Genomic DNA, 12,042 nt, shown 5'->3' on the forward strand with positions numbered 1-12,042 from the left:
GAATCAGGACGTGAAAACCAGGCCCTAGAGTGGTGTGATAGCGGCCGAGTCTTTCAACCATAAATGCTTGCATGTTGGGGACCAAGCGAATGGACCGAGCAAATTGCAGAAGCACGTAGAGGCCTAATAAGGATAGAATAGTTTGGCTAATTGAGTTGATATCCATGTCAGTCTCCTTAATTTCTTACCGAGGTTTGCACTGTTTCGATAACGGACTTCAAGTTGGCGAGGTCTGCAGGAAGTACTGAGATATTCGCTTCTTGAAGAATGTTTCCGTATTCAACAAGGAACTGTTCGGCCAATTGAACCTTGAGGGCATTGTCGCCTCCAGGTTGAGCAATGGCTTGGGCAATAGCTCTTACACCATCAGCCGTAGCTCCTGCGATAAGCTCAATTTCTTGTGCTTTACCCTGTGCTTCGTTGATTCGCTTTTCCTTCTCACCTTGAGAAAGGTTGACGGCTTCAATTTGGTCACCTTCAGAGACGAGAACGACAGCGGTTCGCTCACCATCGGAGAGGGTGATTTCCGCGCGCTTGTCACGCTCTGCTTCCATTTGTTTTTCCATCGTCTCAACAATGTGGTTGGAAGGCTCTATGTTCTTAATCTCATAACGCAACACTTTGATTCCCCAGCTGTCTGATGCTTGGTCAATCTCGCGGACGATGTTGCTGTTGAGAAGGTCGCGCTCAGAGAACGTCGTATCCAGGTCAATCTTACCCACTTCAGAACGCATGGTGGTCTGAGCTAGGTTTACAGAAGCGTTCCGGTAATTGGAGATACCATAAGAAGCACTGGATGCGTCGACGACTTGCAGGTAAACGAGTCCGTCAACCTCCACCTGGATGTTGTCACAGGTGATGCAAGACTGACTTGGAACATCCAGAACTTGTTCTCTCATTTCTTGAGTGTAGGCAGCGCGGTCGACAAAAGGGATCAAGAAGTGAAAGCCAGGGGTAAGGGTAGCGTGGTATTTACCAAGCCTTTCTTGAATGACGCGGTTTTGTTCTTGAACAACAAGGAACATATTTTTCAACACGAATATGACAACGACGACAATGACTAATAAGGCTGTAGACATTCTACACCTCCTTGGTTGCTGATTGGGGTTTAACGAGCCACGTTATATTTTCTCGGCCGGTGATGACGGCTTTGGAACCAACCGGGATATCTTCACCGTCGGTTTGTGCCTTCCAGGCTGTTCCTTGATAAACGACACGTCCGGAATTGTTTTCACGCGTTACGGTCGTTTCAACTTCCACCTCTTGTCCTATTGCCTCTTCGATATCGTCAAAGTGATTGGATTCTACGTCCCCACGAAAGAACCGTTGTAGGAATAGGACGCTGAAACTGACGAGACCGACCGAAAGGGCGCTCCAGGCAAAGAAGAGATTCGGCAATTCTTGGACGTAGCCATAATGCCGTGCTCCAACGAGGAGAAGTGAGCTTACGCCCAGCCACATGACGATACCACCGGGGAGAACCAGCTCCGCGACGAGAAGTGCAATGCCTGCGACCAATAAAACGGTACTGACTGTATCCATCGTTTTGCCCAAGTTAGTAGGAGGTTCGGGCGTAAGTTATCCCAGAATCTTGGGGATTGAAAATGAATTTAATCGGTTGATTTTAGGCGCTAATTTGAAATGGTGGGGCCGTTCTCAGCGGTTCGTGATGACAGCTTTAAAGTTGCGGCGCTCCAGCGGGAATTGAATATCTATATCCAGTGCGCCTCCTACGCCGAGTGAATCCAGCCAAGAGGCAATCTGTGTGCGCTGAGGCTCGTCGGAGTTTTGGTAGAAAAAGATGGAACGCTGGGCCTTCCACTGAACAAAAGTAGCGAGTTTACGCTCGCCGGCGATTCCACCCACACTAAAGTTATCAACACCCACTGCGCCTCGCACCCGTTTAGAGTCTGGGTTTTGGTGGCACCATTTGTTGATGTGGCCGATGAGCTGAGCGACCCATGGAATCTGCTCGTCGAAGATGCCTTTGAGGAGCGGCAAGAGAGTCTCGGGGATTTCATCGTTGGCGAGAAAATCTCCACAGACATGTGTGGGGTCTAAAAGTTTCTCAAGCCACGACACTACATGAGGCGCGTCATCGAAGAGGAATGTTGAGCCAGGGTCACGGTAGAGGTGTGCCCATAGCGGACCAAAGAGAGCAAAGTCGCCAATGCACGGGCGACCGCCTAGAAGAAAAGGGTGGACGCTCAAATGTGTATTCAAATCAGCGATGAGCCGGGTGACCATCTTCTCAACGCCCGGTTGGGTGGTTTTGGTAACCCCAAGGACAGGAAGGTAGCTCTGCATTTTCTTGGCCATGGATTGAATAACAAGTTTGCCTAAAGCTGCAGGGATTATCGGTAAGGCGCAACGACTAAACTCTTTAAGCGCAAACTGCTCATTGGCCGGAATATTCCAACGGTAGTGGAGTGCTGCCATGGGCAGCCACTCGTCGCCATAGAGTTCGAATAGGAGGGCTACAAGGGCTTGAATGGTTCCATCGGGCGTGATGCTTCGATTGGGGTGAGCCGATTCCATTTTGTCGATGATATCGCTGCTATCTTGCAACCATGTTCCGTCGGGCAACCGGAGGGTAGGCATGATGATGCGCCCAACCGATTTTTGAATCTTCGTATAAAAGTCGAAAATATTCGGTTCAACATCCTTAAATGGAATTCTCTTATATTTAAGATAGGACCTTGTTTTGGCGCTGTAGGGTGAGACCAACCACCCGAAATGTTCTATCTGCTTTCCCATTTCAAGACTCCTCTTGTTGAGTCATCGATGGACTACTCAACAACCAAGGTGTGATTTCCTGACGGAATCAATGCTTCATATCTGTTGTTGCCTAGAGGAATCAAATCCAGTGCTTCACCATTAAGTGTTCCCACCGCTTGGTCTGTATACCAACGGGTGGGTAAGAATAGTTGTGCCCAGCCCGCTTCCCCAGTTTCAATCTCGGCGGTTAGGCGCGAGGATTCTGCGTCAAAGCTGAGGCTCTTAAAAATTCCAGGTGCAGCGTGGACGGTGGGCTGACCCACTTCCTTGGCGGCCTGTTCATTGAGAGTCCAGGTATCTTCATCTTCATTGCGGTCGTAGAGTCCCCAAAAGCCTTGGCAGTTTTCTTTCCATAACCAGAACGTTTGTCCCATGAGGCGTGCGTTAAAGATGCTGTGAGAAGCACGAATATAGGGAATCGAACCTTCCCAGCAGGGGTTAGCTCCCCATTCGCCAAGTACGAGTGCCGCGCCCCAGTCTTGTTTCTCTTTCATCATACGGTCGTAGGTATAGGTGAGTTCTTCGATCCACTTTGCGCTGTCCCAAGTCTCGGTATCGCTGAATGGAGGGTACATGTGTGGTGTGTAGACAATATTGGGATCTTCGAAGCCATTGGGAGCGTCAGATACCAAGAGGAAGTTGCGTGATGCGTCTGGCTCCATCCAAATGGTATGCTTGGCATCCACGGCGCGAATGGCTTGAGTGACCTGACTATAAAAATTGTACAACTTGTTGATGCCATCGGTTGCGTGAAAGGCAACGGGCTCGTTCATGATTTCAAAGCCGAGTACGGTTGAGTCGCTTGCGTATCTGGCCGCGACCATTTCCACGGCAGGCATAAATCGGTCCATGATGCCTTCAGCGTTATCGAAAAAGTTTTCGAAAGCATCGAGGACTTGAGGTGAGCCCCGCCGCTCATCGAGGTCTTCAAGGGGACCTTCATGGGTAAATTCAGCTTGTGGAAGAATGGCCCAGTAGGGGGCGCCATCTTCGCCGAGTTCTTTGGAATAAGCATCCTGGTGAAAATCAATCAGGACATAGATACCGGCATTGCGACAATGCTCCACCACTTCATCGATTTGCGCGAGGTAGTCGAGATTGAATTCACCTTCTTCCGGTTCAAGGCCGCTCCAATTGATGGGCAGTCTTAAGAAGTTGATACCCACATCAGCCATCTCGTTGGCATCTTGTTGCGAAAAGGTTGGGATGGGTTCGAGCCGTGTTCGGCCATCATCGAATACCACATCGAAGAGACCTTCTATGCGCGCATTCATACCTCGCAGTATAATCTCACGATTGGCTTCATCTACGATTCGGCCGTCTTCAACATGAAGCCAGCCTAAGGGGTTGGGTTTATCGGGTGCGGAGTCTCCACAGGCAGTCAGAATGAGGGCGGCGGCGACAGTACAAATAATCTGCTTCATGTTTTGATTCCTGCTTGTCTGTAACAACTGAGACACTGCAGCTTGATCACGGCTTGCAGCTGGTTAACTGGATAATAGTATCCAGAGAGGAGGGCGGTTGAAAGCTAAGAATGTCTCGGAGTTCGGTTTTGAGTTGGCGGGCCGGCTGAAGTTTATCAGTGAGGTGAATTAATGTAGGTTGGCCGTGGTTTCTGGAATCATGCTCATGCCGAGCAGGTTTTTATAGTTTTCCTCGGATAAGCTTGCCTGTGGTACGTCGCTTGGAGAGTTCCAGCAACTGTGGTCCTTACAGTAGCCACCGCGAGAGAGGCTGTTGAGAACGAATTGATAAATGTTGTAGTGGTTTAACGGGGCAAGTGTCATGACTTCGCCGGCGTCGATGACTACCAGAAATTGTTCTCTTAGCCCTAATTTGCTTTTACCTTGGTTCCACGCGCTGTATCCCCAGCTCTCGTAGAAATAGGCACCATGTTCAGTCATGGGTGGTAAATGGTCGGCCACGGCGATGATAATACTCTCGGGGTCTAAGGTCATGAGCTTGTTGATGTAACCAGCCAGCGCCTTTGTTCGATAATAGGTTTTATTCGCGAGGACCTGCGTGAGCCAATTCTCAGGCTCAACTTCCACCACGACGGGTTGGGTGGCTGAATCTAAGTGGAAAGGGGTATGCCCCTCCATCGTCAGTAGGTAATTAAAGACAGGACGCCCGGTATGAAGTTGTGATTTTAAACTTTCGAGTGTTCTTGCATATAGGTTTATGTCAAGCACATGCTCACTGGTTCGCGGCTTCTCAAAGAGCCTCATGGCAGGGTCAGTCGTATCGAGGAAATATTTCTGTTGAAAGCCCAGTGACTGGTAGGCGAGGTCGCGGTTGTACATGACTTGTTTAAAGGGGTGACGTGCAATGGTATCGTATCCCATTAAACCAAGTATGCGCGGCAAGCAGTATGTGGGTGCGCCAGTCATGAGCTTAAATTCTTGGTACCATGTAAACGCGTGAACGCCGCAGAGGACCTCGAACTCGCTTTCGGCAGTTCCACCTCCGAAATAAGGTGAAATAGAAGTTGAGCGACCGGCATCGAGAATGGCTTGCATGTCTTCATGAATTGGTGGGCGACTAAATTTAACATTTTCCAAAAGAGTGGCGTCGATGAAACTTTCCATCACCACGATATGAACGTTTCGAGGCTGGAATGTTGGGAACGCTTCGGGCTGGATGTACAACGCGGAGTTTTCTATATCGCCCAGGTTGGCCTGGAGTTTACGCAGGTTGTTGAGGTGGTCGGCCGCTCTCACGAAGGTCATAAAGAGGCGCCCGTGGTTCTGAACGTTCTTTAAGGCTGACCACTGTTTCAATTGAAATTCATGGCGAGCTTTGGCGTAGACTTCTCCGGGCTGGTTCCAGATGAGGGTCGTCGGAATGCTCCACAGAACCAAAATGAGAATTCTCCACGACAGGAGCCGTTTTTTATTGAGCGCGAATATCAGGATAGCCGATAGCCCAAGGGTAGCCGCCACAGTCAGCGCAATAGACAGTGGAGTGAGGATACCAAGAAGCTCCTCTATTTTCGTCAGTTCGCGCAAGTTGGGACAGCGTTTGAAGATCCACAAGTAGTAGTCATGAGCCAAGTAAGTCAGAAATATGGGCAGGGCGGCAAAGATACCGCGGTATCGGGAATCTTTCAGGAAGAGGTAGCCTGTTATGAAGATAGAAAGCAGGAGTGGGAGTTCGGTATAGTTTAGAGTGACTTTCTCCGGCAGCTCACGGTTAAAAAATACGATATGGTAGATTATTAGGGCTATGTAGAGCCCGGCGCATGCTTTTATAAGCGAAATCAACCGTTTTGTCGTTGATTGAGACGGATGACTGAGGGCTTTTATCCCCTCTGGATCCTGTGTTCTGCGTTCGGTCGCGATGTTTCACTCCACAATGAGGGCCTTTGAGGCCAGCAAGTTGGGCTCATACGCGTGTGACAAATAGGTGTCCAGTGGTTAAGTGCTCGTATCCTGAAATGGGTCACTTTGCGCGGAGGTCACTGTTGCGGCGTCAGTTTGAGAAGACTTCCGTTTTTACTGTCGGTGAGTAAATAAATGGCACCGCTGGGACCTATCTCTACATCTCGAATGCGCTCAGCAAGTTCACCAAGCAGAGGTTCTTGCTCAAGCACTTGTTCACCTCGAATGGTCAGATGCATCAAGCGCCGGTCCTTTAACGCGCCGACTAGAAGGTCACCTCGCCATTTTGAAAAAAGCGGTCCCTTAACGAATGCCATACCTGAGGGAGCGATAGACGGAGTCCAATGGTGTATTGGGGATGTGATGCCGGGGAGGGTCGTCTGGGTCGAGATAATAGTGCCGTCGTAGTCTATCCCGTAGGTTGTTTTGGGCCACCCATAGTTTCTCCCTGGGCGAATAACATTAATTTCATCGCCTCCTTTGGGTCCGTGCTCGTGTGCCCATACTTCTCCTGTTGTGGGGTGAAGAGCTGCACCTTGCATGTTGCGGTGTCCGTAAGAAAAAATGGAGGGTTGATATCCTCTTTGTTTCAAAAAGGGGTTGTCCGCAGGAACGCTGCCATCTGGCCAGACGCGAATCATGGATCCCGAATGATTGGATGGGTCTTGGGCCAGCGATTTTTGACCACGCTCTCCAAGAGAGATGTAAAGATGACCTTGATTGGAAAACACCAAACGGCTACCGAAATGAAACTGACTTTTCATCAAGGGGCTGGCTTTAAAAATCACTTGAAATTGGTTGAGCTTCCCATTTTGTAATTTACCGCGTCCCACGTGGGTGCTTTTGGAGCGCGGTAGCCCTCCGGTATAACTGATGTAAACCCAACGATTTTTTTCGAATTGGGGATCGATGGCTACATCCAGCAGCCCTCCCTGACCCTGAGCAATGATACGTGGAAGTCCCCGCACGACCTGAGTGTGTTTGCTTTTCAAGTTCAACGCCAATAGGCGACCTCGGCGCTCGGTAATTAAAACACGGTTCGCGTTAATAAAAGCCATTCCCCAGGGATGATGGAGGTCGCTCTTTAAGGTCGTTGCTTGAATAGGCCCATGACTTGAAGGAAAGACTCGGGATGCAGCCGCCTCAGATGGAAGCTGGCTAGCAAGGCAACACAGCGTTATGAAGACCGTTCCAAGCAGCTTGATGTTTGTCTTTTCGGAACTCAGATACATCCCAAATGTCTCTCAGATTGGCTTGTGGGAAGCAAGTGGCGGGTGCTTGAGTGCTTGAAGTTTAGATTTGTTGGAGCAACTTAGATAGGCCTCTTGATTACAGGGACTTCGCAGCTGTATCAGAGTCTACTAAACCCTCGTTTCAACCAAAGGCGATAGAGTTGATGTCTGAAAATTCTATAACGATGAACTTCGATAACAGCTTTGTAAGAGAGCTTACGGGGGACCCCGAGCTTGAGAACCGCCGTCGCCAGGTGATGGGGGCTTGTTACTCCCGAGTCCAGCCAACGCCGGTTTCAAATCCGAAGGCACTTATTTGGTCAGATGAAATGGTCCAGCGTTTGGGGATCGACTTAGAGAGTTGGGGTTTAGAGACCTTCTCGCAAGTCTTCTCGGGCAATCAGCTTCTCCCAGGCATGGATCCCGTGGCTACTTGTTACGGCGGATATCAGTTTGGGAGTTGGGCCGGTCAATTAGGTGACGGGCGTGCCATTTCATTGGGAGAAGTGGTGGCGGGCGCTGAACGTTGGGAAATCCAGCTCAAGGGATCTGGGCCTACTCCATATTCTAGAATGGGTGACGGACGAGCGGTGATGCGTTCATCGATTCGTGAGTTTCTGTGTTCGGAAGCAATGCACGCACTCGGCGTACCCACCACACGGGCCCTGAGTTTGGTTGCGACCGGTGATCAGATTTTGCGGGACATGTTTTACGATGGCAATGCGGCTTATGAACCGGGTGCTATTGTTTGCCGTGCCGCTCCGTCATTTCTGCGCTTTGGTCATTTTGAGATTCTTTCAGCTCAAAAGGATAAAGCGCTTCTAAAGCGATTGGCCGATTATGCCATCTCTACGCATTTCCCGGAGCTTGGCTCGGTGGATGATGAGGGCATTTACTTAAAGTGGTTTCAGGAAGTATGCAGGCGTACTGCTGATATGATTGTCCACTGGACGCGGGTGGGATTTGTGCATGGCGTGATGAATACAGACAACATGTCTGTTTTAGGGCTTACGATTGATTACGGACCTTATGGCTGGCTTGAAGCCTACGACACTTCTTGGACGCCTAATACCACCGATGCAGGACAACGGCGCTACAGCTTCGGGAATCAAGCACAAATGGCCATGTGGAATCTTGCAAGGTTTGCCGAGTCTTTGACTCCCTTGGTCACGGATACCAAGAAGTTAGAAGAGGCCATTTTAGGTGAGTATGGCGACAGGTTTACAACCACGCACAAGGAGATGGCCTTGCGCAAGATTGGCATCACAAACGTTCGTGAGGAAGAAGATGATGCTTTGCTAGAAGGGCTCGGTAAGTGTTTACGCTTGGTCCAAACCGATATGACTTTGTTTTATCGAAGGCTGGCAGAGATCAAAGTAGGGCAGGTGGAAGTCCAAAGCCTAACCGAGGCTGATATCATGAAGCCGTTAGAGGATGCATGGTATCAACCAGAGGGTATCTCCGCCGAGCATCGAAAAAAAATCGCCGGGTGGTTACAACGCTATATGAAGCGGTTGACCGAGGAAAAGCGCACGGATGCGGAGCGTAAGGCGCTGATGAATGAAACGAACCCCAAGTATGTCATGCGTAATTATCTTGCTCAGCTGGCAATAGAGAAGCTGGAGAACGGTGATGAGTCCGTGTTGCACGAGCTAATGGAAGTGATGAAGCGGCCTTACGACGAACAGCCAAGTTTTGAGCGGTTCGCTGAGAAAATGCCTGAATGGGCACGGCATAAAGCTGGGTGCTCTATGCTCTCTTGTAGTTCTTAGAGTTGAGCGTTAAGGATGCGGCGTAAATTACAGAGCGTCATCATTACTATGACCGGAGAAGAGTGTGTGGGATGTCTGATTCACTAAAGTTGTTCAGCCGTATTTCTTGGGCCGAAGGTATTTCATTCCTTGTGCTTTTGTTTATTGCGATGCCACTCAAATATGGTCTTGGAATTGCGATGGCGGTGAAATTGGTGGGCTGGGCTCACGGTGTGCTTTTTATCTTATATTTTGGTTTTGGTTTGCGGGCAGCGCAGGCTGAGGGCTGGGGTATGAAAACGATAAGCATAGCGGTGTTGGCTTCTGTGATCCCTTTCGGCCCCTTTGTGCTGGAGCGGCATTTAAGCTCTCTTCAAGGAGCAGTATAGATTGCCGTTGGTTCTTGGTGTTGAGTCTTAGATGGCTCCACTTAATTCAGCAATAATGGTTTGCTCCTCGCTTTCGGTTTGAGTCGTCACAACTTCTTTGCGCCGTGAGGAATAGTTTGAAAGATTTGGCTCTTTAGCCATGCCACAAACTGCGGATGCGCAAAGTATGCTAGCGCCTACGATTCGAATTGCCCATTTTCGCATTTGAATTGTTCGTTGGTTCTTCACGGCTCTTGTCCTTTACTTCGTTCTTACACCTTAGGGAGTGCAGGTCGCGTGCCATGTGTGAAAATCGGGAAGTTTGATGAAAGTGCCGGATTAACAAGCGGTTGAAAGACCGATGCGAGGATGCAGCGGTAGCCTCGGAAGATTTCCCCTAAATCTGTCCAGTTCTATGAGACTAAAATGTGCGAAGCCTCACATTGGCGTTTTTCAAACGTCGATTTTATTGGTTCCGAAGCGAGCATCGGCCAAGTGGAGTGTGATGCGGCTCACAAAGAGCATTGAAGACTGAGTTTTTAAAACTTCAAATCGTCGGATTGATAACGGTTCTATGGCGATGTGTCGAAAAACCGTTGTCCCACATAAGAGGATGCCTGCATGCACGAGATCGCATTATGCTACATGTCCCTGTCGGTAACCGTGAGCGGATGTATGTTGAGGTAGAGGCGGCAGGGCGCTTATAGGCAGGGACGTTGGTGACTAGTTGGCCAGCCAGAGGTCACGCATTTTACAAAGGTAGCTGTTCTCGTTGTGAAGAGCTTCTTGGGCATCGCTAACAATCATGTCGAAGAGTGAGACGATGTTGAGGTTGGACCAGTAATCGTTGTCTTCATCCTCTTGTAGCCCTGGAAAGTGAGTCAGGGCGCCATCTGTTTCTATCCGATAAAGTTGCCCTGCATGCGTGTATCCTAGATCCGCTAAAAAACCTTCACTGAAGCTGGTGAGGCCAAGTGGAATAAAGTTAGCGGCTGCGCCGGCTGCCGTACCCGCAGGTGGCAAGTGTGGGACGATATCCACGCCATTGACGAAACGGTAATGCTTACCTTGAGTTTGCTCATAGAAGTTTTGAGCAAAGAGTTCATCACCCACTCGCGGGGACGCATGGGTAAAGAGGGGCGCAATATCGTAGCCAGCTTCGAGGAGTCGGGCTGCTGTAATCGTTGCCAGTGCTGCACCGAGGCTATGGCCGCTTAGCCATATGGCTTGGCCAGGGCGATGAAAGCGCTCGACGGTTTCCATGATTTGTGCCCACTCACTGTTGAGCACATTTGCAAAACCTTGGTGAACCCTGCCTTGAACATCGTAAGAAGCATCTGCCTGGAAAAAATAGAAATTCGCAAACCAATCGATAATTTGCTTCGAGCCTTGGAAAGCAATGACCATGCTCGTCTCATTCGCGGTGATGAGGGCCTGCATGCCTGCTATTTCATTCTCGATGTATTGGTAGTCAGTAAAGCCGAGACCAGCAAGTTCGTCTTGAGTGGATTGTTCACCACCGGTAAATGAGCGTTTGGCAAACCACATGGTCCAAAAAGCATTGTTTAAAGAGTAGTCTGGGTTGCTCGGATTAAACGTAAACGGAATTTGCGTATTTTCACAATCGAGCGTTTCGCCCTCGGGAGCTGTCCATACTTGAATGGGTTCAGGCTCAGGTTCAGGCTCGGGTTCCGATTCAGCCTCCGGTTGTGTGGAGCTTTCAGGGGCTGGCTGGGTGTTGCTGGGCTCTGGGTTGGTTTCAACTTCTGGTGTAGCCGGAGACAAAATATTACTGGTTTGTGTTTGGCCACAGCCAAAGAGAAGAAGAGCAATGACCAATAATTGAAGAATTGGCTTTAGAAACAAGCCCATGATTCACCCCCATGAAACGTGGCACTTCCCACCACAACCAGGACATATCGGCAATTGTAAGCGTTTGTCGACTAATTACTTACACAGCCATCCAATCAAATAGCTGATTTAATTGGTCTTTTTATTTGGGTCCACTTTGGAGTTGTTTAAGAAAACCAAAGTATTTTCAACCAATTGGACGGTGTTCTGTGTGTGGGGTGGTGTATTTGAATCGCCTTCGAGGCTTGTTGAATAGGAGCCAGCTCATGAAAGTAACATTACCAGCTCAATCAACGCTCATAGACTTGGCCAATCAGGCTTTGAAGCAAGCCGGTGTTGAAGATGCCTCTGTCCATGGGGCGAGCTTGGCGGCAGCGATTGAGAAAGCACCGAACTCTTATATCCTGCAACGAACTGCTGACTCTGTTTCGATTGAAATCAGTCCATCACAACTTGAGAAGTTTGCCGGTCAGGTGAGAGGTGAGCACGAGAGGTCCTTGCAGGGTCTTCGCAAGCCAAGTGCTGAGTCCAAAGTGGAGACGGAATCGTCTCGACCTATCAAAATGCCAGCTCTTGATGACTTAGCGAGCCTTACCCAGGCCACGAAATTACTAGAGAAGCCATCGGGCTCGGTAGCAAGTGAAGCTGCCGAGGTATCCACAACTGGTTTAACGCCCACAAC

At 49.5% G+C, this 12,042-nt stretch carries 12 protein-coding genes; 3 read left to right on the plus strand and 9 right to left on the minus strand.

Translation table 11 applies throughout. The features are described from left to right. From HOK28_07285 to HOK28_07315, 7 genes are all read right to left on the minus strand, one after another. Positions 1 to 166: paraslipin (locus tag HOK28_07285; protein MBT6432877.1), on the minus strand; the 166-nt coding region annotated here is incomplete at its 3' end. A gap of 10 nt (positions 167 to 176) precedes the next feature. Continuing rightward, a complete protein-coding gene (locus HOK28_07290; protein ID MBT6432878.1) occupies positions 177 to 1,079 on the minus strand; it encodes a paraslipin in 903 nt (300 codons plus the stop codon). Position 1,080: 1 nt separating this feature from the next. Further along, a complete protein-coding gene (locus HOK28_07295) occupies positions 1,081 to 1,542 on the minus strand; it encodes an NfeD family protein (GenBank protein ID MBT6432879.1) in 462 nt (153 codons plus the stop codon). 114 nt (positions 1,543 to 1,656) lie between these two features. Next, positions 1,657 to 2,757: a glutathione S-transferase family protein gene (locus HOK28_07300; GenBank protein MBT6432880.1), complete on the minus strand. Its 1,101-nt coding sequence runs from the start codon at positions 2,755 to 2,757 to the stop codon at positions 1,657 to 1,659. Between the two features lie 32 nt (positions 2,758 to 2,789). Then, positions 2,790 to 4,202 carry a cellulase family glycosylhydrolase gene (locus HOK28_07305; GenBank protein ID MBT6432881.1) on the minus strand — a complete coding sequence of 471 codons (1,413 nt, stop codon included), beginning with the start codon at positions 4,200 to 4,202 and terminating at the stop codon, positions 2,790 to 2,792. Between the two features lie 168 nt (positions 4,203 to 4,370). After that, complete coding sequence (locus HOK28_07310; GenBank protein MBT6432882.1) at positions 4,371 to 6,041, minus strand: sulfatase-like hydrolase/transferase; 1,671 nt, start codon at positions 6,039 to 6,041, stop codon at positions 4,371 to 4,373. Between the two features lie 194 nt (positions 6,042 to 6,235). Further along, positions 6,236 to 7,390: a PQQ-dependent sugar dehydrogenase gene (locus HOK28_07315; GenBank protein ID MBT6432883.1), complete on the minus strand. Its 1,155-nt coding sequence runs from the start codon at positions 7,388 to 7,390 to the stop codon at positions 6,236 to 6,238. 164 nt (positions 7,391 to 7,554) lie between these two features. On the opposite strand from HOK28_07315, the gene HOK28_07320 reads away from it, so the two are divergent. Continuing rightward, positions 7,555 to 9,162, plus strand: a complete 1,608-nt coding sequence (locus HOK28_07320) for a YdiU family protein (GenBank protein ID MBT6432884.1) — start codon at positions 7,555 to 7,557, stop codon at positions 9,160 to 9,162. A 71-nt stretch (positions 9,163 to 9,233) separates the two neighbouring features. Further along, a complete protein-coding gene (locus tag HOK28_07325; GenBank protein ID MBT6432885.1) occupies positions 9,234 to 9,530 on the plus strand; it encodes a DUF3817 domain-containing protein in 297 nt (98 codons plus the stop codon). 27 nt (positions 9,531 to 9,557) lie between these two features. Here the strand turns inward: HOK28_07325 and HOK28_07330 are convergent, their stop codons facing one another. Further along, positions 9,558 to 9,758: a hypothetical protein gene (locus HOK28_07330; protein ID MBT6432886.1), complete on the minus strand. Its 201-nt coding sequence runs from the start codon at positions 9,756 to 9,758 to the stop codon at positions 9,558 to 9,560. Between the two features lie 474 nt (positions 9,759 to 10,232). Further along, positions 10,233 to 11,381, minus strand: coding sequence for a lipase family protein (locus HOK28_07335; protein MBT6432887.1), 1,149 nt, complete (start codon positions 11,379 to 11,381; stop codon positions 10,233 to 10,235). Positions 11,382 to 11,626: 245 nt separating this feature from the next. Here HOK28_07335 and HOK28_07340 point away from each other — a divergent pair. Continuing rightward, on the plus strand, positions 11,627 to 12,042 hold a 416-nt coding region (locus HOK28_07340), incomplete at its 3' end, for a hypothetical protein (protein MBT6432888.1).

Source organism: Deltaproteobacteria bacterium (assembly GCA_018668695.1).
Lineage (GTDB): Bacteria > Myxococcota > XYA12-FULL-58-9 > XYA12-FULL-58-9 > JABJBS01 > JABJBS01.

Bases quoted from the DNA above. Each gene is read 5' to 3' on its own strand.
- HOK28_07290 (MBT6432878.1), bottom strand. From the start codon at position 1,079: ATGTCTACAGCCTTATTAGTCATTGTCGTCGTTGTCATATTCGTGTTG.
- HOK28_07295 (MBT6432879.1), bottom strand. From the start codon at position 1,542: ATGGATACAGTCAGTACCGTTTTATTGGTCGCAGGCATTGCACTTCTC.
- HOK28_07300 (MBT6432880.1), bottom strand. From the start codon at position 2,757: ATGGGAAAGCAGATAGAACATTTCGGGTGGTTGGTCTCACCCTACAGC.
- HOK28_07305 (MBT6432881.1), bottom strand. From the start codon at position 4,202: ATGAAGCAGATTATTTGTACTGTCGCCGCCGCCCTCATTCTGACTGCC.
- HOK28_07315 (MBT6432883.1), bottom strand. From the start codon at position 7,390: ATGTATCTGAGTTCCGAAAAGACAAACATCAAGCTGCTTGGAACGGTC.
- HOK28_07320 (MBT6432884.1), top strand. From the start codon at position 7,555: ATGTCTGAAAATTCTATAACGATGAACTTCGATAACAGCTTTGTAAGA.
- HOK28_07325 (MBT6432885.1), top strand. From the start codon at position 9,234: ATGTCTGATTCACTAAAGTTGTTCAGCCGTATTTCTTGGGCCGAAGGT.
- HOK28_07335 (MBT6432887.1), bottom strand. From the start codon at position 11,381: ATGGGCTTGTTTCTAAAGCCAATTCTTCAATTATTGGTCATTGCTCTT.